This is a genomic window from Pseudomonas sp. B21-051, from assembly GCF_024748795.1.
GTDB lineage: Bacteria > Pseudomonadota > Gammaproteobacteria > Pseudomonadales > Pseudomonadaceae > Aquipseudomonas > Aquipseudomonas putida_A.
The window spans coordinates 182,192-205,674 of record NZ_CP087166.1 but is presented as its reverse complement, the minus strand read 5'-3'; the positions used below and the strand labels follow the sequence as shown (position 1 = coordinate 205,674).

At 61.2% G+C, this 23,483-nt stretch carries 20 protein-coding genes and 1 pseudogene; 6 read left to right on the top strand and 15 right to left on the bottom strand.

Annotated elements, in window-relative coordinates; genetic code table 11:
* Nucleotides 1–73: 73 nt before the first annotated feature.
* The 14 genes from pgaD to LOY52_RS00820 all read right to left on the bottom strand — a co-directional run bounded on the left by pgaD (nt 74) and on the right by LOY52_RS00820 (nt 15,535).
* Complete coding sequence (gene pgaD, locus LOY52_RS00885; RefSeq protein ID WP_134785145.1) at nt 74–607, bottom strand: poly-beta-1,6-N-acetyl-D-glucosamine biosynthesis protein PgaD; 534 nt, start codon at nt 605–607, stop codon at nt 74–76.
* The gene (pgaC, locus tag LOY52_RS00880) at nt 604–1,959 is read right to left on the bottom strand and encodes a poly-beta-1,6-N-acetyl-D-glucosamine synthase (RefSeq protein WP_007961454.1); all 1,356 of its coding nucleotides are present in this window, start codon (nt 1,957–1,959) and stop codon (nt 604–606) included. The genes pgaD and pgaC overlap by 4 nt, the downstream gene beginning before the upstream one ends.
* Nucleotide 1,960: 1 nt before the next feature.
* Nucleotides 1,961–3,958 (bottom strand): poly-beta-1,6-N-acetyl-D-glucosamine N-deacetylase PgaB, encoded by a 1,998-nt coding sequence (pgaB, locus tag LOY52_RS00875; protein WP_258677762.1) that lies wholly within the window; start codon nt 3,956–3,958, stop codon nt 1,961–1,963.
* Nucleotides 3,959–3,970: 12 nt separating this feature from the next.
* Nucleotides 3,971–6,454, bottom strand: coding sequence for a poly-beta-1,6 N-acetyl-D-glucosamine export porin PgaA (gene pgaA, locus LOY52_RS00870; RefSeq protein WP_258677761.1), 2,484 nt, complete (start codon nt 6,452–6,454; stop codon nt 3,971–3,973).
* A 247-nt stretch (nt 6,455–6,701) separates the two neighbouring features.
* Nucleotides 6,702–8,207 (bottom strand): YdgA family protein, encoded by a 1,506-nt coding sequence (locus LOY52_RS00865; protein WP_258677759.1) that lies wholly within the window; start codon nt 8,205–8,207, stop codon nt 6,702–6,704.
* Nucleotides 8,208–8,498: 291 nt separating this feature from the next.
* Entirely contained in the window at nt 8,499–9,134 is a 636-nt protein-coding gene (locus tag LOY52_RS00860) for a hypothetical protein (protein ID WP_025113416.1), read from the bottom strand.
* A gap of 93 nt (nt 9,135–9,227) precedes the next feature.
* Nucleotides 9,228–10,670, bottom strand: coding sequence for an efflux transporter outer membrane subunit (locus tag LOY52_RS00855; RefSeq protein ID WP_258677757.1), 1,443 nt, complete (start codon nt 10,668–10,670; stop codon nt 9,228–9,230).
* The gene (locus LOY52_RS00850; protein WP_258677756.1) at nt 10,667–11,554 is read right to left on the bottom strand and encodes an HlyD family secretion protein; all 888 of its coding nucleotides are present in this window, start codon (nt 11,552–11,554) and stop codon (nt 10,667–10,669) included. Before LOY52_RS00850 ends, LOY52_RS00855 begins: the two co-directional genes overlap by 4 nt.
* Nucleotides 11,551–11,760 (bottom strand): DUF1656 domain-containing protein, encoded by a 210-nt coding sequence (locus LOY52_RS00845; protein ID WP_098966584.1) that lies wholly within the window; start codon nt 11,758–11,760, stop codon nt 11,551–11,553. Before LOY52_RS00845 ends, LOY52_RS00850 begins: the two co-directional genes overlap by 4 nt.
* Nucleotides 11,757–13,820 (bottom strand): FUSC family protein, encoded by a 2,064-nt coding sequence (locus tag LOY52_RS00840; RefSeq protein WP_258677754.1) that lies wholly within the window; start codon nt 13,818–13,820, stop codon nt 11,757–11,759. Before LOY52_RS00840 ends, LOY52_RS00845 begins: the two co-directional genes overlap by 4 nt.
* Nucleotides 13,817–14,245: a MarR family winged helix-turn-helix transcriptional regulator gene (locus LOY52_RS00835; protein ID WP_047290742.1), complete on the bottom strand. Its 429-nt coding sequence runs from the start codon at nt 14,243–14,245 to the stop codon at nt 13,817–13,819. The genes LOY52_RS00840 and LOY52_RS00835 overlap by 4 nt, the downstream gene beginning before the upstream one ends.
* 122 nt (nt 14,246–14,367) lie before the next feature.
* Nucleotides 14,368–14,613 carry a hypothetical protein gene (locus LOY52_RS00830; RefSeq protein WP_041070983.1) on the bottom strand — a complete coding sequence of 82 codons (246 nt, stop codon included), beginning with the start codon at nt 14,611–14,613 and terminating at the stop codon, nt 14,368–14,370.
* Between the two features lie 87 nt (nt 14,614–14,700).
* Nucleotides 14,701–14,946 carry a DUF2789 domain-containing protein gene (locus LOY52_RS00825; protein WP_115988491.1) on the bottom strand — a complete coding sequence of 82 codons (246 nt, stop codon included), beginning with the start codon at nt 14,944–14,946 and terminating at the stop codon, nt 14,701–14,703.
* Between the two features lie 127 nt (nt 14,947–15,073).
* Nucleotides 15,074–15,535, bottom strand: coding sequence for an aminoacyl-tRNA deacylase (locus LOY52_RS00820; protein ID WP_027611126.1), 462 nt, complete (start codon nt 15,533–15,535; stop codon nt 15,074–15,076).
* Nucleotides 15,536–15,689: 154 nt separating this feature from the next.
* On the opposite strand from LOY52_RS00820, the gene LOY52_RS00815 reads away from it, so the two are divergent.
* Together LOY52_RS00815 and LOY52_RS00810 are read left to right on the top strand one after the other, a co-directional pair.
* Nucleotides 15,690–16,241, top strand: coding sequence for an NfeD family protein (locus LOY52_RS00815; protein WP_258677750.1), 552 nt, complete (start codon nt 15,690–15,692; stop codon nt 16,239–16,241).
* A gap of 2 nt (nt 16,242–16,243) precedes the next feature.
* On the top strand, nt 16,244–17,002 hold the full coding sequence (locus tag LOY52_RS00810) for a slipin family protein (RefSeq protein ID WP_258677748.1): 759 nt from the start codon (nt 16,244–16,246) through the stop codon (nt 17,000–17,002).
* A gap of 8 nt (nt 17,003–17,010) precedes the next feature.
* On the opposite strand, the gene LOY52_RS00805 is transcribed toward LOY52_RS00810, so the two are convergent.
* Entirely contained in the window at nt 17,011–18,606 is a 1,596-nt protein-coding gene (locus tag LOY52_RS00805; RefSeq protein ID WP_258677745.1) for a glycosyltransferase family 39 protein, read from the bottom strand.
* A gap of 349 nt (nt 18,607–18,955) precedes the next feature.
* Between LOY52_RS00805 and LOY52_RS00800 the strand changes: the two genes are divergently transcribed.
* From LOY52_RS00800 to LOY52_RS00785, 4 genes and pseudogenes are all read left to right on the top strand, one after another.
* Nucleotides 18,956–21,022 carry a type VI secretion system tip protein VgrG gene (locus LOY52_RS00800; RefSeq protein WP_258677743.1) on the top strand — a complete coding sequence of 689 codons (2,067 nt, stop codon included), beginning with the start codon at nt 18,956–18,958 and terminating at the stop codon, nt 21,020–21,022.
* The gene (locus LOY52_RS00795) at nt 21,019–21,876 is read left to right on the top strand and encodes a DUF4123 domain-containing protein (RefSeq protein WP_258677741.1); all 858 of its coding nucleotides are present in this window, start codon (nt 21,019–21,021) and stop codon (nt 21,874–21,876) included. The genes LOY52_RS00800 and LOY52_RS00795 overlap by 4 nt, the downstream gene beginning before the upstream one ends.
* A 35-nt stretch (nt 21,877–21,911) precedes the next feature.
* On the top strand, nt 21,912–22,646 hold the full coding sequence (locus LOY52_RS00790) for a hypothetical protein (RefSeq protein ID WP_258677739.1): 735 nt from the start codon (nt 21,912–21,914) through the stop codon (nt 22,644–22,646).
* Nucleotides 22,647–22,715: 69 nt separating this feature from the next.
* Nucleotides 22,716–23,472, top strand: a pseudogene (locus tag LOY52_RS00785) (hypothetical protein).
* The last annotated feature ends 11 nt before the right edge of the window (nt 23,473–23,483 follow it).

Genomic DNA, 23,483 nt, shown 5'->3' with positions numbered 1-23,483 from the left:
CGATCTTTTTGATCTTGATTTTAAAGATCAAAAAGATCGCAGCCTTCGGCAGCTCCTACAGGGGACGCGTCGTTCAGGTGAGGCGGTTTACCGGATCGCGATTGTCATCATCCTCGGCGTGCAGAAAGATCACCCGGGGATGTTCCAGTGGCGCCAGCGGTGGCGGCAGCTCCGCAGGCTCCAGCGGCCGGAAGTTCAGCACCACATGGCTGATATCACCTTCCTGGTCGTTGTGGATGGTCATCACCCCCGGTGTGCGCAGCTTCTCCAGGCGGTCATCGCACAGGCGGAAGCTCTTGCTCAGCCCTTCATCATCGACCACCGGTGCCGGCAAGCGACGCTGGGCGAAGCTTCTGCTTTTACGCTGCTGATAACGCGCCCAACCAATCAGAATCACTGCGTTGACCAGCGCCACCCACAGGTAGATCTGCAAGGTGCCGAGGGCTTCAAACGCCGAGTTGTCGATGCGTGGCCCACCGGCGTGGGTCTCGATCAGCGGCCACAGTCCGCGAATCAGCAGAAACAGCAGGCCGACCCAGGCCAGCACGGTGAGGACCACATCGACCACCACCAGGAAGGGCCGCTGGCGGGTCCGGATGATTTTCATTTGATGACCTCCTCTTCGTCGTCGCCGACCGGTTTGATACCCCGGTCAGGACTGACCCAACGCGCACGCTTCTGGTGTTGACCAAACAGCACTTTGGGGAAACTGACCAATGTAGTGAGTAGGCTGACCAGCCAGAATGCGATCGGGTACCAGACCACCCAGAACATGGTTCGGCCCAATCCCGGTTCGTAGCGCCGGTCGATAATGATGCTGACGGCGAACTGCACCAGGCAGACGAACGCCAGCAACAGGCCGGTGAACGCCGGGGGCATCAGGTGATGCACGGCAATCGATTCCGGCATGACCACAAACTTGCCGACGCCCCAGAAAATCACCGACAGCAGGAAGGTGAAGGCCCAACCGGTTGACAGGCAGTATTCGAACAGCAGTGGCCACAAGTAACGATGGCGGTACTGCCAGATCCCGCGAATGTTCTTGAACAACACCTCGGCACCGCCCTGGGCCCAGCGCAGGCGCTGCTTCCACAGACCGCGCAGGGTTTCCGGCATGAGGATCCAGCACAGCGCGCGCGGCTCGTAGAAGATGCTCCAGTGATCGAGTTGCAGCTTCCAGCTGATGTCGATGTCTTCGGTGATCATGTCCGGGCTCCAGTAGCCAACCCGGTTCAACGCGGTACGGCGGAACGCGACGATCACGCCGGACACGGTGAAAATCCGCCCGAACACCCGTTGCGTGCGCTTGATCAGGCCAATGATCGACGAGAACTCGCCGACCTGCACCCGCCCGACCAGTGTCGAACGCGTGCGAATCCGTGGGTTGCCGGTCACCGCGCCCAGCCGCGCGTTGTCGAGCATCGGCGCCACCAGATAGGCCGCCGTGTTAGGCGCCAGCAGTGCGTCGCCGTCGATGCACACCAGATATTCGCTACGCGCAGCAATGGCGCCCATGCGCAGGGCCACGGCCTTGCCCTGGTTTTCCGCCAGATGCAGCACCCGCAGGCGTGGGTCTTCCTGAGCGAGCCGGTCGAGCACTTCGGCGGTGTTGTCCTTGGAGCCGTCGTTGATCGCGATGACTTCGATGTTCGGGTAGTGCTGGGCCAGCGCCGCGTGAATCGTGTCGGCAGCGTTTTCGCCTTCGTTGTAGCAAGGGATCAGGATCGAGATCAGCGGCTCGCCTTCCAGTGGCGGCGGCAGGGTGTCGTCCTTCCATGGCCAGTGGCGTTCCCAGTGCAGCCAGAAATACAGGCCGCCGGCAATCCACAGCCCGGACATGAACAACGGGTAGAAGAACACGAAGTCCATCAGGAATTGCCCGGTGACCAGGAAGATCAACCCCAGCGGCACGCCGAGGACGAGCGCCAGAACAAGCAGGGCTAACAGTCTATCCAGCATGTCATGGGTTCCATTTGTTGGAGAGCGCAGGCCTTACGGTTTTCAGGTCCGGCAGGTTGTCGAGGAAGTTGTCCGGGTAGTAACCGAAACTGGTCGCACCCTGACGCTTGAGCCGGCCCATCCAGTCGGCCAGTTGGGCGCCGTCGATGTCGGCCTGATCCTTTTTCGTCCAGTCGCGGGCCTGCAGTTCGAAGACTGTACGATCCAGTGCACCGGGGCGCTGTTTGATCTTCGCCACCAGTTCTTCAAGCCACGGGCCGGATTGCGCCTGGGTCTGTTTTTCCATCAGTGGCATGGCCATCGGCGCCGTCCAGTCGTAGGTCACGAGGAAGTCGTCGAGGTTCTGCGCAAACCAGGCTTCGCTTTCCGGATTGAGCACCGGCTCGGCGAAGATGTTGCGTGCGGTCAGCACCTGCGGGCCACGGATCGCGCGGACCTTGGCGGTCAGCTCATTGGTGAAGTCGATCAGGTATTTACTCTTGAACCGCGTCCAGCGCTGCATGGCTGCCGGATCATCGCGAAGCGCAGCAATGGACCCCGGCAATCCGTGCGCGGCATACGCCTTCAGGGCCTCGGGGCTGGCGTCTTCGAAGTCCGAGAGCACCGCGTCGTCGTGATAGAGAATGCCGTCGACCGAGGTCAGGCGCGCCACATCTTCGTAGATTTCACCGATGATCCGCCGTACTTGCGGATCGAACGGCGACAAGCGCTGATACTGGCCCGGATCGACCGAAGTGGTGCCGGTTTTCGGATCCCAGCGCGTGACACGCGGCAGCTTCGAATCAAGGCCAAAACTCAGCACCGGCATCCACGCGAACACTTTCACGTGCGCCCGAGTGCGCAGTTGCCAGGCAACGCGATCGAAGATGTCGGCGCGCACCGGCAGATGACGGTTGGGGAAGTACAGCGAGTGCACCAGTCCGTCGCCCTTCGGATCAGCGAAGGCCTGCAGGAACACGGTATTGGCGCCCATGTCGGCCATGCGCTGAATCAGCTTGCCGAGGTTGATTTCCTGCTGCGCCGGGTCCGGGTCGTAAACGTTGTCCAGATCGACATGGACTACACGCATGGTGAAATCCGACTGCGCCGCGACGATGCTGTTGGCGAAATGCTCGCCGTCAGGATCGGAGGCCACCAGGAAGCGCGGGCTGCTCATCAGGTTGTCGAGGGCATCGAGACCGTCGTCCAGGGTCAGGGCCATTTCGTAGCCCTGCTCGCCGACCACGGTCAGCGAAGTGCCGTCCGCCGTGCCGTACGGCCAGACCCAGATGCGCGGTTTCTTGCCGGTGACCTTGCGGATCTTTTCCGAAATGGTGGCGACGTCATTGCGGATTCGTGCCTGGAAATCAGCCTCGGATTCGTAGCGTTTGGTCACCGGGTCGTAACGCCGTGTGGCCGCCGCCGGCTGCATGTTGCCCTGCGGGTTGGCGAGGATGCCTTTGTGGCTGGCGTCGGTGTGGGCGGCGATTTCCACCAGCCCCGATTGCGAGATTTCCCGCACCTGATCCCAGGTCAGAAAATCCGAACGTGCGCGGGGTGCGCCGGCAAAATCCACCGGTTGATTGAGCGGCGTGTCGATCCACGCGCCGACCGGCGCCAGCAAGGCGTGCCAGTTGTAGGCACGCAGCACCGGCAACACGCGGGTATAGAAGCTTGAGTAACCGTCGTCGAAGCTGAGCAGGATCGCTTTGGCCGGCAGTTCCGGGCCGCCCTTGCGCGCTGCCATGATCTGATCGACGGTAACCGGCTGGTAGCCGTTCTCGCGCAGCCAGGCCAACTGTTCGATCATGCGCTCGGTGCGCACGGCCACGACGGCCTGATCGGGGTCGCGATCTTCGACGTCGTGATAGGCGATACCCAGCACATGGTTTTTCGGCCACGGTTTTTCACTAGCCGCCACCGGACGTTGCGACGGCGGCGCGAAGGCCGGGGCTTGCTGGGCGCAGGCGCTGATCAGCAGCACTCCCAGCAGAAGGATGAAACGCGTCATCAAAGGCATCTTCAAACTCTTCTAGAAGCGGAAAGTGAGGTCGACGAGCAGACGCAGATCGGTCTCCCGATCACCGTCGTAGGGCCGGTTGATCACACTGAACAAACCGCCCACCTCGAACACGTCGTTCCAGGCATAACGTTGGCCATAACCGAGCATCGCCATGCCGCCGGTGCCGTGGTCACGCTGGCTGTAGGTACCCGCACCGGCCTGGAATTGCTGGCTCCAGGAGGTTTCGTAGCGGTGGTAGAGCACATGGTTGACGTTGACCGTCGGCATCACGCTGAAGTCCGACTTCGGGTTGAAGTACGGCACATCCTCGGAGTTGGAGTTGTGGCTGGTGCCGACCTCCAGACCGGCATCGACCTGTACGTTCGGCGCGCTGTAGACGCCCTCGCGCCCGGTGAGCAAGGCCTCGACGCGGTTATTGCCATCACTGAAGTGCGACGGGCTGACCGACAGCCGCCACTCGCGACTCTCATTGGCGCGCCAGCGGATGAACGCGTTGCCGCCGTTGGCCTTGATGTCGCTGTTGAGGGCGCGCAACGGCGTCTCGGCCGACAGGTAAGCGAAGCTGCCGCCGTACTGCCAGTGGTCGTTGATGTCGCGGGCTATCGCGATCCGCGCGCCCTGTTTGGCGCCGTAACCGTAATCGTGGTTGGAAACTTCGGCTTCCAGGCTCATGTCGCGGGTACGCCGTTCCAGGCCGACGCGCTGGAAGCGGTCGGTACCGGTGCCTTCGGCAAAGTCGCCGGTGGCATAACCGGCGCCGACAAACACCCGCCAGTCTTCATCAATCGGCGGGCTGTACAGGGTGCTCTGGATGCCGAAATCGCGGCTGCCACTGACCGCGCCCGCACCGCCGCTGCCGCCACCTCCATTGGCCTTGCCGCCGTAGGCTTCGACGCGCAGTTCGGACATGTCGTGCACTTCGCGCTCGCGGGCCGCTCGTTGCACCTGACGGTTGTCAGGGAAACGCTCGACCACGTCATCGGTCAGCGCATCCATCTGCCGCCATTCCTGCAGGGTCATCGCGGTGCGCGCCTGAGCCAGTTCCAGGCCCATGTCGCGCGGGGCCATGCTCTCGGTTTCCTTGAGCTGGTTTTCGGCGCGGCGAGGCCATTGCCGGGCCAGGTACAGATCGGCCTGGGCCAGGCGCAGGCCGATGTTGCCCGGTGCCTGATCGACCAGGGTCTGCAGGCGCTCCTCGCCGTGCGGCAGATCAGAACCGTAGGTACCGGCCTGCGCCGCGAGTTGCTGGGCGTCCATCCATTCATCGTTGGGGTTGCCGATCGGCAAGCCCTTGAGTTCGACTCGCGGTTTCTGGGTCTTGGCCAGATCCTCGGCGACTTTGCGCGCTTCATCGGCGCGGTCGCTTTCCAGCAGCGAGTAGTACAACGCGGTGGTGTCTTCGAGGCGATCACCGACATCGGCATCCGGCGCCGACAGCACCTGGCGATACAGGTCAGTGGAGACTTCCGGCTGGCGCTGATCCAGATACGACGCCGCTACCCAGCGCAGAGCGTAGGTCGGAATCTTCACGCCTTCGCTTTGCAGCTTCTGATATTCGTTGATCACGTCGGCGGTGCGCGCCCGGGCCTTGAGTGCGCCCATGCGGTCGATGCGCCAGCGAACCACGTCATCGTGGGCGCTGGCGTCCGGGGTCCAGGTGGCGAGCAATTTGTCGTAATCGGCCAACGCGCGGTCGGCGATCACATAGCGTTCTTTTTCGCTGCGGGTGGCGAGTTCGGCCAGACGCACGCGTTCGGCAGCCAGATCACCTTCGAGGCGGCGCAGGGTGACCGGGTCAATCAACCCCGGACGTTGATTGGCCAGACGCAGCGCCGGTTCCGGCAGCCGCGCCTTTTGCAGGGCGACCACGTATTCACGGGCGACTTCCGGCTTGCTGCCGGCACGCATGAACGCTTGATCGTATTCAAACAGCGCGTCGTACTGTTTGCCGGCGCGGGTCAGGGCATAGCCGAGTGCGAGGCGGCGCGAGGGATCGTCGGGTTTGGCGGCGACCAGAGCCTTGGCGCGGGTCACGGCTTCGTCGGGTTTGCCCGCGTCAGCTTGAGTCAGCGCCAGCCCAAGTTGCAGGTCAGCATTGTCCGGCTCCAGCGCCAGGGCCTTGTTGTAGACCTGGGTCGCCTGCTCCCAACGCTTGAGGTTGCGATAGGCGCGCGCGGTGGCGGTCAGTGCCTGCACCGGCAGCACCCGGTCACGGCCCTGGGTCTCATAGACCTGCACCACCTCGGCATCGAGGCCGGCCCAACTGGCGATCTGCAGGTGATCGCTGATCTGGCCGGTGGTCGATTGCCCCGGTGGCACCTGGCGCAGCACGTTCAGCGCAGGCGTGGTCTGCCCGGCACGGGCATCACGCACCATCTGATCATAGGGCGTATCGGCAAACGCCAGTGCCGGCCAGAGCAACTGGCTGCACAGCGCAACGCGAAACAACGGGCGTAAACCACGATGTAAAACAGGACCATCAATACGCGGCATTCGTCAGCATCCTTACATGGCCAGCCGGGTCGCAATGCCCCCCTTGCCCATTCGTAACGGAGACCGAGTCAAAAGAGACCCAGCCAAGCTTAGTCAGGCAGTCTTGCATGCAAGCGTAGTCGAATATCCAGAACGCAATAATTGTTCAGAATCGTGGCGCCGGCTCAGACGAAAACCCGCACACCAGACAGCAAAACGCCCGGCGTCTGTGGATCAGAGGCCGGGCGTTTCTATTTAGAACGCAGGATTACTGCACTTGCGTGACGCCAGCGAACTTGCTCATCAGGAAGCCGACGAACTGCTCGACGGTCATCTTCTGGCCGTTGAACTCCACCTGATTGGCGGCGTAATGCAGCTTGGTCACGACGTTGGTGCCATCGACGGTCGCCAACTGCGAACCGACGGCCATGCCGGAGAACATGTCGGCACCGGCGCTGGCCTGGTCGACGATGGCTTTGGCGTCGGTCTGGCCGTCAAGCTGCGCCTGCACGCTAAGCAGATCGATCAGCATCGGCTTGGACACCTGAATGTTCAGGTCCAGCAGCGCGACCAACTGTTTACCCAGTTGATCCGGCGGCAGATCCATCGACTGTGGCTTGGTCAGATCAATCACCAGGCTGGCGCGGCTTTCACCGTTGGCGGTTTTCAGCGACAGGTTTTCCAGCGCGATCTGTGGACTGGCGGCCAGCAGTTTCTGCAGGTCAGCCTTGACCTGTGCCGACTCGGCTTCGGTCAGGTTCAGTTCCGGTGCCGGCAGGCCGGCTTCGGCAGCGGCCGCCGCTTCCTTCTCGTACGGCTGCAATTTGGTCTGGTAGATCTGCATCAGCGACATCGTCGACGGGATGTCGAGGTTCTTCAGACTCATGGCCATGTTGGCCGAACCGATTTTCTTGTCGTTGAGGGTGACTTCACCCACCTTGTAATCAGCGCGGCCCGAGGCATTGCTGCCGCTCTCTTCGGTGAGGTTCTTCATTTCGAAGTTCTTCACGCCGAGCACCGACTGCTTGGGACCGAAGGTGGTTTTGCTGCTGGTCAGCTCCAGGGTGTTTTCCCCGGTGTAGTAGCCGTAGCTGCTCTTGGTAAGGTTGCTGGCCAGGGTCAGACCGTTGAGTTCGACCTGCACCGGCGCCTGATCCTGCGACACGGTGACCAGTTTCAGGTTGTCCATGTAGCCGTCAGCCTTGACCTTCTGCGCCTGGGCACTGGCGGAGATGTTCATGGTCAGGCCGGAGAATTTCAGGCTCGACTGCTCGTCCAGCGCGGTTTCCAGCGGCAGCAACTCCAGGCTGCTGGTGGTGGATTCGTCGTAGCCGATGTTGGTCACGCCCTTGAGCGGCGCGGCGCCCTTGGTGGCGGCAAACCATTTTTCGGTGGCCGGGCTCTTTTCCAGCTCGTAATTGCTGGTGGCCATGACTGGCAGCCACTTCAGCGACACCAGGCGCGAGAACGGCAGCGGGCCGTGCTCGATGTGGTCGACGAACAGCAACTCGACCGGCTGGTCGCCGAACATCTCGCCCTCGCCCTTGAGGCGGTAGTGCGCGGTGCTGGTGAAGGTGTGACGCTCCAGCGACACCAGCTCCAGCGACGCGGTGCCATTGGAGCCGGCCATCGCGGTCTGCAGCTCTTTGTTGGCGTTGCTGACGGCGTTGTTCAGCACGCCTTCGATTTTGGTCCCGGTGTACCAGGCCCCGCCGGCGCTGATCGCACCGATGGCAACAACAATCCCGAGAAGCACGCCTGCTGATTTATTCATGAATGACCTGATCAATGTCCGTGGCTGAAAATGTGGTCGTCTTCCCTGAACCCGTGACCGGGTCGCGGCTCGACTCCGCTGAAATTAGCGGTGGAGATTAGCACTGGCAGCGCAAGGCGGCCCAATGTTTAAAGGTTAAAGAGTGTCTATGGGGAGTGTGGACAGCTGACAGGCGGGGAGAGTTTCGGCGTTTTTCAGGTCGTCTTCGCGAGCAGGCTCGCTCCCACAGGTGCAGTGTTACCCTTGTGGGAGCGAGCCTGCTCGCGAAGAGGCCAGTGAAATGAATGCAGATCAGGAATACTGAACCTCGATCTCATCGAGTTGATGATCGAAGCTCTTCAACCGCGCCGTCCAGGTATACACCAGCACTTCAAAGTCGCGATCGATCACCGCACCGCCCGGCCCATCCGCCCGAGGGTCACAGAAATCCAGCTGATAACGCTCACGGGCCATGGCCGTGGCGACATCCGACAGTTCGCGGGCATTGTTGAGCCAGTGCCAGCCTTCGTCGGCAATCTGCTTGTCGAGTTCCAGGCACTGTTTTTTCAAGGCTTCGAGGCTTTTTTCCAGCGGGGTGCCGGTGAGTTCGCCCATGACTTCGGCGAAGGTGCGCCCCGGTTGCCAGTAGCTGCCCCAGAAGTAGCGATCGAATACGGTTTCGACCCGACGCAGGGCGACTTTGGTGTCCCAGATCAGCACCAGAGTCTTGCCTTGTTCAAGTTGTCTTTTCTTGACTCGCTGCACCTGGATCGATGCCCAGGCCACGACGACAATTGCCATCACCGCGATCAACGCCGTGGCGCTGTCGAGGAAGACCATGGCCTTGTCGATCTGGTGGGCCAGCATGATGCCGTAGAAATAGGTGGCCGACAGCAGCACCAGCGCTACCAGGGCGCACCAGAAGCCGAGAGCGTAAGGGTTTTTCATTATTGGTTTCCCCTAGACCAGCGCTAGCAATGTGCGCTGAAAGGGTGCGTTGCACGTGGCACCCCTTCAACACTTCAAAGCATAGCAACGGGTTCAGGGTTTGCTGGCGCTTGAGGTTTGCGTTCGTCCGCTTTCCCAACCGCCACCGAGGGCGAGGAACAAATCGATCTGGCTCATGGCGACCTGGGTGTTGGCGGCGGCCAGTTGCGCGGTGACGTCGGTGTAGGTGCGGGTCGCCTGCAGGTCGGCGAGGAACGACTCGCGCCCGGCCTGGAAGAAGCGGTGAGTCTGGTCCGCCGCCAGTTTCGCCGACTGCTCGGCATCGGCCAGGGCGTCGCGGCGTTGCAGCAGCGCGCTGTACTGGGCCAGGCCGGTCTGGGTTTCGCGGATGGCGTTGAGCACCACGCCGTCGAAATGTGCCAGTGCGGCCTGGGTGTTGGCTTCGGCTTCGCGGATACGTGCGCGGGCGCCGTTGGTCGGCACCTTCCAGCTCAACGACGGGCCGAAGCCCCAGCGGTTGGTCGACGGATCGCCCAAGTCGTCAATAAGACCGACGGTGCCGATGGTCGCGCCGATACTGATGTCCGGGTACAGCTCACCCGTAGCGACGCCGATGCCCGCTGTCGAGGCCGCCAAGCGACGTTCCGCCTGACGAATATCGGGACGACGCTTGAGCAGCGCAGCACCATCACCCACCGGCACCAATTGAGCGATTTTCGGCAACTCGGCACAGGTTGCGGTGCCGGCCGGCAATTGCTCGACCGGCTTGGCCAGCAGCATCGACAGGCGGAACAACCCGGCCTGACGAGCTGCTTCATAGCGCGGCAGGTCGGCGCGCAACGACTTGAATTGGGTTTGCGAACGGGTGACCTGGGTTTCATCACCACGCCCTGCATCGCGCAGGCGCTGGATCAGCGTGGTGCTCTGGGATTGCAGGTCGAGGGAATGCTGGGCGATTTCCCGTTCTTCGTTGGCCGCACAGACCTGGGTGTAGGCGCGAACCACGTCGGCCACCAAAGTGATGCGTGCGGTGTCAGCCGCCGCTTGAGTCGCATCGGCGTTAGCCTTCGCGCCTTCGATACCGCGTTGCAGGGTGCCCCACAGATCGAACTGATAAGACGCGCTGATGCCAATATCGCCGACGTTGTCGACCGGGACTTTTTCCGGCAGCAAGAACGCCTGCCCGGATTCCTGCAAACGCTGCGCGCCCATCTTCACGCCTGCGCTCCAGCCACCCGCCGCTTCGGCCTCATCGACTTGCGCGCGAGCCCGTTGAAGGTTCGCCGCCGCTACGCGCAAATCAGTGTTGGACGCCATGGCCTGCTGCACCAGTTGATCCAGACGCGGATCACGATACAGGCGCCACCAGTCAGCAGGTACCGGCGCCGACACCACCGGTTTGCCCTCCACCGCCAGTTCGCCCTGAAAGTCCTTGCGCTGCACCGCCGCGTCAGCGGGCAGGTGATAGTCCGGCCCGACCATCTGACAGGCCGAGAGCATCACGCCCAACCCGGCGATCATCAGGGCCTTGTTCATTGCGCGGGCTCCTGCGTTTTGTCGTCGATGATCGACACGGTGGCGGTACGTCCGGCGATCATGCGGAAGTCTTCCGGCACTTCGTCAAAGGCGATGCGCACCGGAATTCGCTGCGCCAGCCGTACCCAGCTGAACGCCGGGTTGACGTTCGGCAGCAGGTTGTTGCCGCTGGTGCGGTCGCGGTCTTCGATACCGGCGACGATGCTTTCGACATGCCCGCGCAGCCTGGCTTTGTCGCCGATCACGCGGATATCCACCGACTGTCCGACATGAATGCCGTCGAGTTTGGTTTCTTCGAAATAGCCGTCGATGTGGAACGAGTTGCTGTCGACCACCGACAGCACCGGCCGCCCGGCGGTGACGAATTCCTGCACACGCGGCGCGCGGTCGTTGACGTAGCCGTCCACCGGGCTGCGGATCACCGAACGATCCAGGTTGAGCTGGGCGCTGTCCACCGTCACCAGCGCTTCGGCCAGCGCCGATTGCGCCCGGGCGACTTTCGACTGGCTTTCTTCCAGCTGTTCGGCCGGCACCAGGTTGCCCAGGCCACGGTTACGCTTGGCTTCGCGCTGGGCTTGAGCCAGGGTTTCTTCGCGATCGGTGACCGCCGCTCTAGCCTGACGCAGAGCCAACTTGAAACGGTCCTGGTCGATGCTGAACAGCACCTGGCCGCGTTTGATCAACTGGTTGTCCTTGACCTCGACCTGCTGGATCAGCCCGGACACGTCCGGGGCGATCTGGATGATGTCGGCGCGGATGTGGCCGTCGCGGGTCCACGGCGCGAACATGTAGTACATCACCATGCGCCAGACGAGGACGACGGCAAAAGTCACGATCAGCAGGGTCAGGACCACGCGACCGATAGTCAGAAACGGTTTTTTCATGTCATCAGGTATCGACTGAGTGAGTCCACGCCGTACAGCATCACGGCGTAGAGGGCCACGTTGAACAATGCCCGGTGCCAGACCAGACGGTAAAAGTGCAGGCGCGTGAGCACGCCGTGCACCAGCAAAAACAACACATAGGTGATGCCCATCAACACCAGCAGGGTGGGCAGGAAAATCCCGCTGATATCCAGATCACCGATCATAGGGGCGCTCCATCGGGCAGCGGTTCTTCGGCATCGCTGGTGCTGACGAATTCCACACCGGGCAGCAGCGCCAGGCGCAAACCGCTCAGGGCATGCAACAGGTTTAGCCGGGTTTCTTCGTCGCCGTGGCCTTTGAGCGCGCGGCGCGCACGGTCCATGGTCATCAGTAGCGGACTCGGTGCCGGCAAGCGTTCGCCGGCCTTGAGGCAGGCGCGGAAATACTCGCCAACCTCAGCCACCACTTGTTGCAGCAGGGCATTCGGCGCGCCTTCCACCCGCGGGGTGTAGGCCAGCAGATCGAGCAGGTTGAGACCGACGCGCACTTCACGCATGGCAATCCCGGTGTCCTGCCCGGTCATGGCCAGACGCGGCAAGTGCTGCATCAAGCGGTCAAGCAACTGCACGCCCAGATGCCGGTGTTCGGCCAGATTGGCCGGCTCGGTCATGCGCACGATGTCTTTCCAGCTGAAGCGGGTCAGACGTTTGGCGGCCAGCTCGACGCCGAACGGGCGGGCGATCAGGGTCCAGATGAACGCGAACAGCAGGCCCAGAGGGCCGGCCAGGTTGGAGTTCACGAAGGCGAAGAAGTCCGCGTCGTAGGCGCCCTGAATGCTGATGAACGACGAGGTGTTGACCAGCGTCAGGAGCATGCCGAGGAAGAACCGTGGCTGCACCGTCAGGGTGCCGACACAGATGAACGGAACCGCAAACGCCAGTACCAGCATCGGGAAATCGTGCAGGTTCGGCAGAATCAGAAACAGGTAAAGGCTGGCGAACAGCACCGACATCCCGGTCCAGAAAAAGAACCGGTAGATCTGCGGTGCCGGGTCGTCCATCGAGGCGAAGAAACTGCACGCTACCGCCGCCAGAATCACCGCGCTGCCACCGTCCGGCCAGCCGAGCAGAATCCACAGCACCGAAGCGACGATGATCGCCAGAACGGTCGAGGCCACCGAATACAGCATCATCCCGCGGTCGAGAAATGGCGTCAGCCGCCCGAGGCGCCAGTGCCGGTAAACCGCGCGCCAGCTGTCCTGGCGCTCGCAGAGAATCGCGTCCTGCAAACTGCGGCAGTCCTGCCACAGATCGATGAATTCGCCGAGGCGATAAATCGCGTTGGAGAACAGCAATTGCTTGCGATCTTCCAGCGCCTCGCAGCTTGGCTGCAGGGTCTGCAGCTGATCCTTGAGTGCCTGCCAACGCGCCAGATCGGCGTCGTTATGGCCGAGCCACTCCTGGGTCGCGGTCAGCAGCGGTGCAAACTTTTCCACCAGTTCCGGTGTGCGTCGCTCAAGGGCGTAAAGCGAGTCTTCCAGAGCGTCGATTACCGGCAACAGGTGGATCATCCGCCCGCGCAGTTCCTTGGTGTTGCGCACGGTTTGCGGTCGCGCGCCTTCGTGGGGCAACTGGCCGATCATCAATTCGAGGCTGTTGAAGTTGGCGACCATGGCCATGCGCAGCGCGGCGATCTGTTCCGGCTGCACGTCGCGGCTGAGAAACTTCAGGCTGTAGGTGGTGGCGTCAGCGAACCACTTGCCCACCGCGTCGTTGAACACCGGAGCCAGACGTCGCGGCCAGAACATCGCGCCGACCACCGCCGCCACGGCGATGCCGAGAAAAATCTCTTCGGTGCGCGCCTCCGCCACGTCCCACACCGCCAGCGGGTTATCCACGGTCGGCAAGGCAATCAGCGGCAAGGTGTAGCCGGCCAGCATCAGTGCGTAGTTATTGGCGGTACGCAGGTGCAGCGACAGGAACAGCAAAATCCCCGTCCACAAGGCAATCACCACCACCAGCACATACGGACTCTGCACGAACATCGGCACGAACAGCACCGCCGCCGCCGCGCCGAGAAAGGTGCCGATGGCGCGGTACAAAGCCTTGGAGCTGGTCGGCCCGAGAAACGGGCTGGAGACGATATACACCGTGGCCATCGCCCAATACGGACGCGGCATTTGCATGAGCAAGGCGATGTACAGCGCAATCATCGACGCTGCAAAGGTACGGACCCCGTAGAACCAGTCGCGGGCCGGAGGAATGCCGGAGAAAAAACCGTTCAAGAATTGATCACCACAGGCGGATTGGCCGCCTCAAAAGCTCGCAGTACCCGAAGCGTAGCTTCCAGATCACTCTGGTCGATGCCTTCGAGCACTTCATGACGCAGACGTACCAGCTCGCTTTCCACCGCTTGCACCAGTTCGCGGCCGGTGTCGGTCAGGCTCAGGCACTTGGCCCGGCGATCCTGCGCATCTTCGGTGCGGCAGACATAGCCGGCGTGGCACAACTGATCGAGCAGGCGCACCAGCGACGGACTCTCCATCCCGGCCGCCTGCGCCACCTGCACCTGACGCACACCCTCGCCCAACCGCCCGATCATCAACAACGGCACGGCGCAGGCTTCGGAGATTCCATAGTTGACCAGCGTGGTCTGGCAGATCTTCCGCCAATGCCTGGCGGCCACCACCATGGCACTGCTGATGTTCATCTGGAGAGCGTCGAGGGAATTCGCCACGGGAAAATGCACACTGTTAGTTTGCTAACTATCAATATCGCATTGGCGGGGAATTTCAGTCAAGTTTTGAAACAAATCTTCTCGGCAGAGAATTTCTATAGTTCATCCAGCTCGATGGCTACCCCTACTTCGTTCCTGCGCGAATATGTGATTGACACCAAATCGAAATCATCCAGCTTATTCAGGATCGCTTCATAAATTTCTGGCGAAATCAGCACAGCCACTGTTGTGTCGTGCTTCCGAAACTCGACAGGCCCGTTGGAGATGCTTTCGATCACTGCCTCAATACAGTCCCCAAGCGCGTCAACATCAATTGTTCTGACTGGCAAAAATGATTGCATCGACGGCTCCGGATTGTTGAATTGGCAAGCTACTCCAACATCGATAGGGACCCTGCGGACATTCTGTAATAAGGTTTTACTTCAGTCCTACAAAACCCGCCCCTTGCGCAACAACACATTCAACTGATCCACCACCTCCGCCCAATCCGCATCATCAAGAATCTCATCCCGCAAAAAATCCGCCTGGCTCTTGCTCCAGAAAAACGCGTCCGCCAAGTGCAGTTCGGGTTTGAGCGGGGAATGGGTGGCGATGAATTGGTCAATGCTCACCGGGTCGCTACTCAGGCCGAGCTGCTCGAAGAGGGATGGCAAGCTGTGGGTTGGCTGCTCCATGGAAGACTCCTTCAAAAATGCGGTGGGTGGGAGATCATTCGCGAGCAGGCTCGCTCCCACAGGGGTACGCGATCAACCTGTGGGAGCGAGCTTGCTCGCGAAGGCGTCCGCGAAAGCGCTACAGAACCTAATGACTCAACTCCCGCACCTCGGCATGCGGCACCATTTTCAGAAACTCGGGCATGCTCATGTGCAGCAGGTAGTTGTGGTTGCCGGCTTCCAGGTAGATGTCTTTCTGCCGGGTCAGCAGCGGGTCGATGACCATGTCCAGGCCGTAGGAATCACCGAGCGGCGGCACCGCGCCGCGTTCGCAGTCATCGAAGATATGCGCCAGATTGCTCTCCCGGGTGATCTGCCATTCGCCGCGAATGCGCACTTTACTCAAGTCCAGATGCCGACTGGCCGGCAGCACGGCCATCAGGTAATGCCCGTGGTGGTCGTCGAGAATCACCGACTTGGCCACGCGCTCGGCGGGCACCCCGGAAACCCGCGCGGTTTCCAGGCTGCTGGCCGAGTGGCGGTGGGCCACGATGTCATATTCGCAATGCGCCCGGTTCAGGCTGCTCTGCACTTTTTTTGCCATACGCATGCTGCACCTCGGTGTCCCGCTGAACGTTGTGCCTGTTCTGCTGAGTCTAGTTCGGCCAGTTGCTGATGAAGGGAAATCCGCTCATTGGACACATCCGCTTATTGATCAAAATTCATCCGGCGTCAGGCTCAACTAGACTTAAGGAAACACCCCCATGACTCTCCCGGAGGGTCACGTGAACAGCCGATGTTGCACGTTTTTCCTGATACTGCTGACCAGCGGCTCAGCCCTCGCGGCTGATGTCCTGCCGACGGCGGTCAATCCGGTCGGCCTGTGGCTGATCACCCTCGGCATTGCCTTTCTGATTGCCGAAGCCGCGCTGCCCAACTACGGGGTGATCGGCCTCGGCGGGATCATCATGTTCGTCATCGGCGCGCTGATTCTGGGCAACGCCGAGTTGCCGGTGCCGATGATCATTGGCCTCGGCCTGCTCAGCGCCCTGCTGCTGATCGCATTGATCGTCCGCGCCTTGAAAACCCGCCCGCGCCACGCCGTCAGCGGCGATGCAGGGCTGGTCGGCAGCGTGACGGCGGTGACCACCGTGCAAGCGCAAAACGCCCACAGCGGCTGGGTGCAATTGCAGGGTGAACACTGGCAAGTGCACAGCGCGACACCGCTGCACGCCGGTCAATCGGTGCGCGTGGTCGGGCGAAATGGCTTATTGCTGAAAGTCGCCGCGACTGACGCGGTGCGACACGGAGAGTGATCATGGTTCTGCAAATCGGTTTTGTTGCACTGCTGCTGTTGGTGATCGCCCTCGCCGGGTCGACCTTCCGCATTCTGCGTGAGTACGAGCGCGGCGTAGTGTTCCAGCTCGGACGCTTCTGGCAGGTCAAGGGCCCGGGGCTGATCCTGCTGATTCCGGTGGTGCAGCAAATGGTCCGGGTCGACCTGCGCACCGTGGTCCTCGACGTACCGCCACAGGATGTGATCACCCGCGACAACGTCTCGGTGAAGGTCAACGCGGTGCTGTACTTCCGCGTGCTCGACCCGCAGAAGGCGATCATTCAGGTCGAAGATTTTCTCTCGGCCACCAGCCAACTGGCGCAGACCACCCTGCGCGCGGTGCTCGGCAAACATGAGCTGGATGAACTGCTGGCCGAACGCGAGCAGTTGAACATCGACATCCAGCAGGTGCTCGACGCCCAGACCGATGCCTGGGGCATCAAGGTCGCCAACGTCGAGATCAAGCACGTTGATCTCAATGAATCGATGGTGCGTGCAATTGCCAAACAGGCCGAAGCCGAACGCGAACGCCGGGCCAAGGTGATTCACGCCGAAGGCGAACTGCAGGCTTCGGAAAAGCTCATGCAAGCCGCCGAAATGCTCGGCCGCCAGCCCGGCGCCATGCAGTTGCGCTACATGCAGACCTTGAGTTCGATTGCCGGCGACAAGAGCTCGACGATCGTCTTTCCGTTGCCGATCGAATTGCTCAAGGGGATGGCGGATTTGTCGGGCAAATCCTGAGCCTGCGATCACCCGCCCGGTTTATCGGCGCTCGGCTCCCTCACGTACAAACGTGCAAATGCGCCGCCTGCATGGACATCGCTCTGCCGCTGCCAGCCTTCAGGCAACGCCGCAAACTCATCGGGTTCATCCAGCGTGCCGATCAACCACATCCGCGTGCTGCCCTTGGACACGTCGCCAAGCTGATCGAGGAAAACCTCTGCGCCGACCAAAGTGCCAAATCCGTAGGCATTGGGACGCGTGGAGCGCCCATCCGCCGCTGGTGGCGTGTACAGACGGATCTGCGCGTCAGTGCGGTTGTAGTAGATGTAACTGAGGTACCACATCATGTCGCTGGTGACGATCCGGTCACCCTCGGTGAAGTGCCGGTTGACGTAGTCGACCAGCACGCTGAACTGATCATTGCTGTCGACCGTGGCGTTGTTCTTCACACCCACCAGCTCGACCCCAACGAACAGCACCAGAATCGCCAGCGCCAGAACGCGAGAGCCTGTGTACAGCCGATCGACCGCCAGCGCCACCAGCATCGGCAACCCCAACGCATAGGCCGTCAAATATCGCTCGATGAACACCGGCGAGATGAACGACACACCAAACACCAGCAGAATCGGCATCACGCTGTAGCACAGCAACAACAAGCTGCCGCGAAATACGCTGCGATCACGATGCAGGGCAACAGCAATCACGGCTACCAGCCCCAATGGCAAAAGCAAAAACAGCCACCCCGGCAAGGTCATGCCGTCGTCCTGGATCAGCATCGACCAGACCATCGACGGCAATGAGCTGAGGGTCACCGGATCTTCCCAGCCTATGTCATTGCTGGCCTTGAGTTCCGGGATGTGCTGCAGCAGATCAAGCAGGTTGGACACCCACGGCATGTACAGCAACGCGATGCTCACGTTGGCCAGCCACCAGGCCGGACGCTGAATATGCCGCAGCCGATACCCCGGCTGCACGCGCACCGCTGTCAGATACAGCCAGTGGCTGATCACGCACAGAACGGTGAAGTAGTGGGTGTAGAACGCTGCCGTCATCAGCAGCGCATAGGCCACCAGATAGCGATGCCGCCGCGGCTGGCGCACCCAGTAGACCAGCGCGATCGTCGCGCCGATCAGCCACATGCCGAGCAGCGAATACATGCGCACTTCCTGGCTGTAGCGCACGGCCGTGGGCAACAACGCCAGCAACAGCCCGGCCAGCAACGCAGCGCGACGGGTGGCGAGCAGATCCACCAGCCACACACCGAGACCGACGGTAATGATCCCCGGCAGCGCACTCATCAAGCGAATGGACAGGATGCCGTCACCGAACAGCCCAATCCAGCCGTGCAGCAGCAGGAAATACAGCGGTGGGTGCACGTCGTGGGCCGCTAGCCCCCAGATCTCGGCCAGTGGAAACTGGCTCAGCAGGACGCTGGAGCCTTCGTCGAACCAGATCGCCGCCGCCGTCAGGTCGAAAAAACGCACCGCCGCCGCGAGCAGCATGATCGGTAACAGCCAGTGCTCTCTGGCCCAGCGAAGCAGACGCAAGGCAACCAACCATGCACCCGGGACCGCGCGCGGATCCTGCGTGTCGCCAACCGGCGTTTCTCTGTGTGCCGCCATTGCATCCTCTTGCTGTGCCGGAATATCGCGAACGGATGGAGCCGAACCTGTCAGTCACTTTAGGTCAGCCACCGTAGAGCCGTCGATGCCGCCGTACGGTTTCACGACATCCGGCAACCCGCTCGGCAGAGAGCAGGTTTCGCGAACATCTACTGACCGCGTTCCACGCCCCGTTTATGTGTAACTGCAATTTGGGAAGCGTCTGACATCATTTCTTCGGCGGCCTTGTTAGCGTTGCACAAAACCGGCTCCGAGACGTTTGTTGCGCGCAAGACCATGGAAGGTCTGCGCGCAAGCGTTGCATCGACGTCCGAGAGCCTGTGCCCCGTCACAGGACAAGGAATAAAGGATGTCGACCACCCGTGCCCGCTTCAGCCTTTCGCTCACCGACGTTAAACACGACCTGCAGGTCCTCTCCTTCACCGGCCACGAATCCATCAGCCAGCCCTACACGTTCGAAATCGAGTTGGTCAGCGAACGAGCGAACCTGCGCCTGGAAAGCTTCATGCACCAGCAGGCGTTCCTGGCGTTCAACCTCGAAGGTCATGGCATCCACGGTGTAGTCAATCGCGTTGCCCGGGGTGATAGCGGCAAACGCCTGACTCGCTACAGCCTGACACTGGTTCCACGCCTTTCGTATCTGCAACACCGTTTCAACCAGCGAATTTTCCAGCAGATGAGCGTGCCACAGATCATTACCCGGATTCTCGCGGACAACGGCATTCAACGTGACCTGCACCAGTTTCATCTCGGCGCCGACTATCCGCCGCGCGAATACTGCGTCCAGTCGGAATCCGATCTGCATTTCATCCAGCGCCTGTGTCAGGAAGAAGGCATTCACTACCACTTCCAGCACAGCCGGGAAAAACACCTGTTGGTGCTGGGCGACAATCAGACGGTTTTTCCTCGTCTGGAGCGTCCCACACCCTATCGCCAGGACAGCGGCATGGTGGCCGAAACGCCTGCGATCCAACAATGGCAGGTACGAGTAGAAACCCGCCCCACGGCGACCACGCGCCGCGATCATGACTTTCGCAAGACCCGCTTTCTGCTGGAGGCAGCCCAACGGTCCGATCGCGACGCGGCAGGGCCGGCGCTTGAGGATTATCGCTATCCGGGGCTCTTCACCGACGGCGCGCGAGGCAAGCAACTGACCCACCGCGCCCTCGAAAGTCATCGCGCTGACTACTTGCAGGCTCGCGGCCACAGCGATCAGCCAAACCTGATGTCGGGTCATTTCCTGTCGATCAGCGAGCATCCCTGCGAGGACAACAATCGGTTGTGGCTGCTGACCGAGGTGAACCACCGCGGCAAACAGCCCGCCGTGCTGGAGGAAACGCTGGGCGGGGTGGCCGGCGCCGCTGACGACGGCTTCGTAGAAGGTTACCGGAACGACTTCGTCGCCACGCCATGGGAGGTGATCTACCGCCCACCGCCATCTTTCGTGAAGCCACGAATCTTCGGCAGCCAGACCGCCGTGGTGACCGGTCCCGTCAACGAAGAGATCCATTGCGATGCGTTCGGTCGGGTCAAAGTCCAGTTCTACTGGGATCGCGAAGGCATCCACGACGACCACAGCAGTTGCTGGCTGCGGCTGGCCTCGAACTGGGCCGGCAGCGCCCACGGCAGCGTGACGCTGCCCCGGGTCGGCATGGAGGTGCTGGTCAGTTTTCTCGAGGGCGACCCCGATCACCCGGTGGTCAGCGGCTGCCTGATCAACAGCGCCAACCCGGCCCCCTATGAACTGCCGGAACACAAGACCCGTAGCGTGTTTCGCTCACGCAGTTCACCAGACAATGGCGGCTTCAACGAATTGCACGTGGAAGACCGCGCCGGTCGCGAACTGATTTACTTGCGCGCCCAGCGCGACCTCGAACACAAGATTGGAAACGACAGTCGCCTGGACGTCGGCAACCAGCGCCACGAAAACATCAAGGGCCACAGCATCAGCGTGCTGCAGGCCGAAGACCAGCGCACCGTGCACGGCGACCGCAAAACCCGGCTGTTTGCCAGCGACTACTTGCACGTCAGCGGTGACAGCCATAGCCGGGTCGATCAACTGCAGGCGATCGAGGCCGGTCGGCAAATCCACCTCAACGCCGGCGATCATCTGGTACTCAACGCCGGCAACAGCATCAGCCTCACGGTCGGTGGCGAGCATCTGGTGATCGGTCACGGTGGCATTTTCAGCAGCAGTGCCATCCAGCTCGGCGGCAATCCCAAGGCGGTTGCGTCGGCGCGGGCCGCGATGCCCGACGGCGTCGACGACTTGGCGGCCCCATCTCCATTGCCACCCGCGCTGGCGTCCACGCAACTCGCGCTGCTGGCGGCCAGCAACGCCATGGGCGCGACATTCTGCCCACTGTGTGAAGCCTGCCGCGATGGCGTCTGCCTGCCACGGGAGAACGTCGCATGAACGACGCATTTGCGCGCCGCTGGATGAGCGGTCAATTCGCTTCAGGGCACGGCCTGTACCTGCTGTTGGACTCACAGCCGGCACAACGGGAAACCCGGCAGACGCTGCTGCAAACCAGCGACTTCGAGCACTACCGCATCCTCTACAAAGACACACCCGCCGCCGAACTGGCCGACAACGGGCCGTTTGTCTTCGCCCTGGAGCGGTACGACGACAAGCGCATCGCGCCGTTGCTCGCCAATCCGGAGAGCAACTGGGGATGGCTGTTCAGCCTGCCGCAAACTTCCCTGTCCGCGTGGGTCGAACACTGGCAGCAACGGCTGATTATCGGCGAACGCCCACATCAGGCGCTTTACCGCTTTCACGATAACCGCGTGCTCAGCCGGACACTGGCGTATCTGCCGACCGAAGATATTGCGGCCTACCTCGGCCCCGCGCTCAGCGTGTGTTACTGGCAGGGCACGCAATGGGAAAGCTGCGACAACCCGGCGCCTGGCCTTTATCCACTGCCAGAGTCTCCACCATGGCTGCAAACACCCGTGCCTGCGGAGCAGACCCGCGAGATTCACTTGCTTAACGCTCATCGCTATCTGCTGGCCGAACACGAACAGGCCTACGCCGACCTCGCCCGTACACAGCCACCGCAAACCTGGCTGCGCGAACGCTTGGCGCAAGCGGATGAGTGGGGTTGGCAGACCCCGCTGCAGCTGGAGTTTCTGCTGATTCACAGCTTGCGAGCGACTGCCAACGGCTTTGATGCGCAGTGGCAAGTGCGCCCGGGGGAAACGCCGCAGGAGCATTTCGAACGGGTGAGCCACTGGGTGAAAACGATGGCTGGAGAGGCAACGCAGTGAAACGATTTTTTCGATATGCCGGGTGGGTGGGCTGCATGGGATTGTTGCCGGGTTGTGTGGCGAGTCCGCCTGACAGCTTCACCTTCACGGCTGATTTGCCGCCGGGTTTTGCTTATGAAGCGATCGCCAAATACGTACCCGCAAAAGGAGAAACCTGCAGCGTTCCGGACGGGCGAAATACCGCGGTTGGCTACAACCTGAAGTGGCGCGAACACTACGAGCCGGTTTCAGAAATTGCGATCCATCGGACGGTCAAAGGGTGCCCGTTGGTGATTTGGAGGATTGATATTGAGATCAGGGCTGCGTATGGCAACAGTCGAAGAGACTCCAGTGGTGACAGTGCCGTCATTGCCCTTCGCGATAATTTGGAGGCGAAGTACAAGGGTGTTTTTGATAGCTCTGGCGAAAGTACTTCCTATGGCCAATGCCAATGGCTATTTCGCACCATTGGTAAGCCACGCATCCTGCGAAAACTCCTCGACTGCAAAAAAACCGATGAGCTAGGCGTGCTCGCACGAGGTCGCCCTTTTGCCGCTTACACCCTCGATCAACTGCCGGGAAAAACCGTGCGGATGAAGATCGATTTGGCGGCGGAAGAAAGGCCTGGTTGGGGAGACACCTGGGTCAAGGTACCCAACGGCTGGAAGCGCTGCATGGGCAAAGGCTTTGAAGACCAGCGTGCTTACTGCAACGGCAATTACACCGATTTCAGCACCTTCCAGATGGTCGATGGCCGCATCTGCACCATCTATCCCGGCTGCACGGAATAAGGAGTGTTCCACATGACGTCATTTGAAAAGGGATTGCACAGCTACCTCAGCAGGCCTCGCTTGCGATGCATGGCGATGCTGGGTGGTTGCTTCGCTCTTATGGCTGGCTGCAAGAGCAGTCCGCCCAACAGCTTCACCTTCACGGCTGATTTGCCACCGGGGTTTGTTTATCAAGCTATCGCCAAATACGAACCCGACGCAGGTGAAACCTGCACTGTTCCGGACGGCCGCAATACCGCCGTGGGGTACAACCTGAAGTGGCGTGAGAACTATGTCGCCGTTTCTGAAATAGCCATTCGCAGAACCGTGCGCGGTTGCCCGTTGGTGATCCGCAAAATCGATCTGGAGCTCTACTTCGCGTATGGCAAAGATCGAGGGGACTTCGCTTCAGACTATGCCGCCGTGGCCATACGCGGAGAGCTTGAAGAAAAGTACAAAGGCACATTCGACGAAACCGGTGAAAGCCGCTTTTACGGTCAGTGTCAGTGGCTATTCCGCACCTCGGGCAAGCCACGCATCCTGCGAAAACTCCTCGACTGCAAAAAAAAACGATGAGCTTGGCGTACTCAGTCGAGGTCGCCCTTTTGCCGCGTACACCCTCGATCAACTGCCGGGAAAAACCGTGCGGATGAAGATCGATTTGGCGGCGGAAGAAAGGCCTGGTTGGGGAGACACCTGGGTCAAGGTACCTAACGGCTGGAAGCGCTGCATGGGCAAAGGCTTTGAAGACCAGCGTGCTTACTGCAATGGTAATTACACCGATTTCAGCACCTTCCAGATGGTCGATGGCCGCATCTGCACCATCTATCCCGGCTGCACGGAATAAGGAGTGTTCCA

Excerpts from the sequence above, each read along its gene's own strand:
- pgaD (WP_134785145.1), bottom strand. The coding sequence starts at position 607 with ATGAAAATCATCCGGACCCGCCAGCGGCCCTTCCTGGTGGTGGTCGAT.
- pgaC (WP_007961454.1), bottom strand. The coding sequence starts at position 1,959 with ATGCTGGATAGACTGTTAGCCCTGCTTGTTCTGGCGCTCGTCCTCGGC.
- pgaB (WP_258677762.1), bottom strand. The coding sequence starts at position 3,958 with ATGCCTTTGATGACGCGTTTCATCCTTCTGCTGGGAGTGCTGCTGATC.
- pgaA (WP_258677761.1), bottom strand. The coding sequence starts at position 6,454 with ATGCCGCGTATTGATGGTCCTGTTTTACATCGTGGTTTACGCCCGTTG.
- LOY52_RS00865 (WP_258677759.1), bottom strand. The coding sequence starts at position 8,207 with ATGAATAAATCAGCAGGCGTGCTTCTCGGGATTGTTGTTGCCATCGGT.
- LOY52_RS00860 (WP_025113416.1), bottom strand. The coding sequence starts at position 9,134 with ATGAAAAACCCTTACGCTCTCGGCTTCTGGTGCGCCCTGGTAGCGCTG.
- LOY52_RS00855 (WP_258677757.1), bottom strand. The coding sequence starts at position 10,670 with ATGAACAAGGCCCTGATGATCGCCGGGTTGGGCGTGATGCTCTCGGCC.
- LOY52_RS00850 (WP_258677756.1), bottom strand. The coding sequence starts at position 11,554 with ATGAAAAAACCGTTTCTGACTATCGGTCGCGTGGTCCTGACCCTGCTG.
- LOY52_RS00845 (WP_098966584.1), bottom strand. The coding sequence starts at position 11,760 with ATGATCGGTGATCTGGATATCAGCGGGATTTTCCTGCCCACCCTGCTG.
- LOY52_RS00835 (WP_047290742.1), bottom strand. The coding sequence starts at position 14,245 with ATGAACATCAGCAGTGCCATGGTGGTGGCCGCCAGGCATTGGCGGAAG.
- LOY52_RS00830 (WP_041070983.1), bottom strand. The coding sequence starts at position 14,613 with ATGCAATCATTTTTGCCAGTCAGAACAATTGATGTTGACGCGCTTGGG.
- LOY52_RS00825 (WP_115988491.1), bottom strand. The coding sequence starts at position 14,946 with ATGGAGCAGCCAACCCACAGCTTGCCATCCCTCTTCGAGCAGCTCGGC.
- LOY52_RS00820 (WP_027611126.1), bottom strand. The coding sequence starts at position 15,535 with ATGCGTATGGCAAAAAAAGTGCAGAGCAGCCTGAACCGGGCGCATTGC.
- LOY52_RS00815 (WP_258677750.1), top strand. The coding sequence starts at position 15,690 with ATGACTCTCCCGGAGGGTCACGTGAACAGCCGATGTTGCACGTTTTTC.
- LOY52_RS00810 (WP_258677748.1), top strand. The coding sequence starts at position 16,244 with ATGGTTCTGCAAATCGGTTTTGTTGCACTGCTGCTGTTGGTGATCGCC.
- LOY52_RS00805 (WP_258677745.1), bottom strand. The coding sequence starts at position 18,606 with ATGGCGGCACACAGAGAAACGCCGGTTGGCGACACGCAGGATCCGCGC.
- LOY52_RS00800 (WP_258677743.1), top strand. The coding sequence starts at position 18,956 with ATGTCGACCACCCGTGCCCGCTTCAGCCTTTCGCTCACCGACGTTAAA.
- LOY52_RS00795 (WP_258677741.1), top strand. The coding sequence starts at position 21,019 with ATGAACGACGCATTTGCGCGCCGCTGGATGAGCGGTCAATTCGCTTCA.
- LOY52_RS00790 (WP_258677739.1), top strand. The coding sequence starts at position 21,912 with ATGGGATTGTTGCCGGGTTGTGTGGCGAGTCCGCCTGACAGCTTCACC.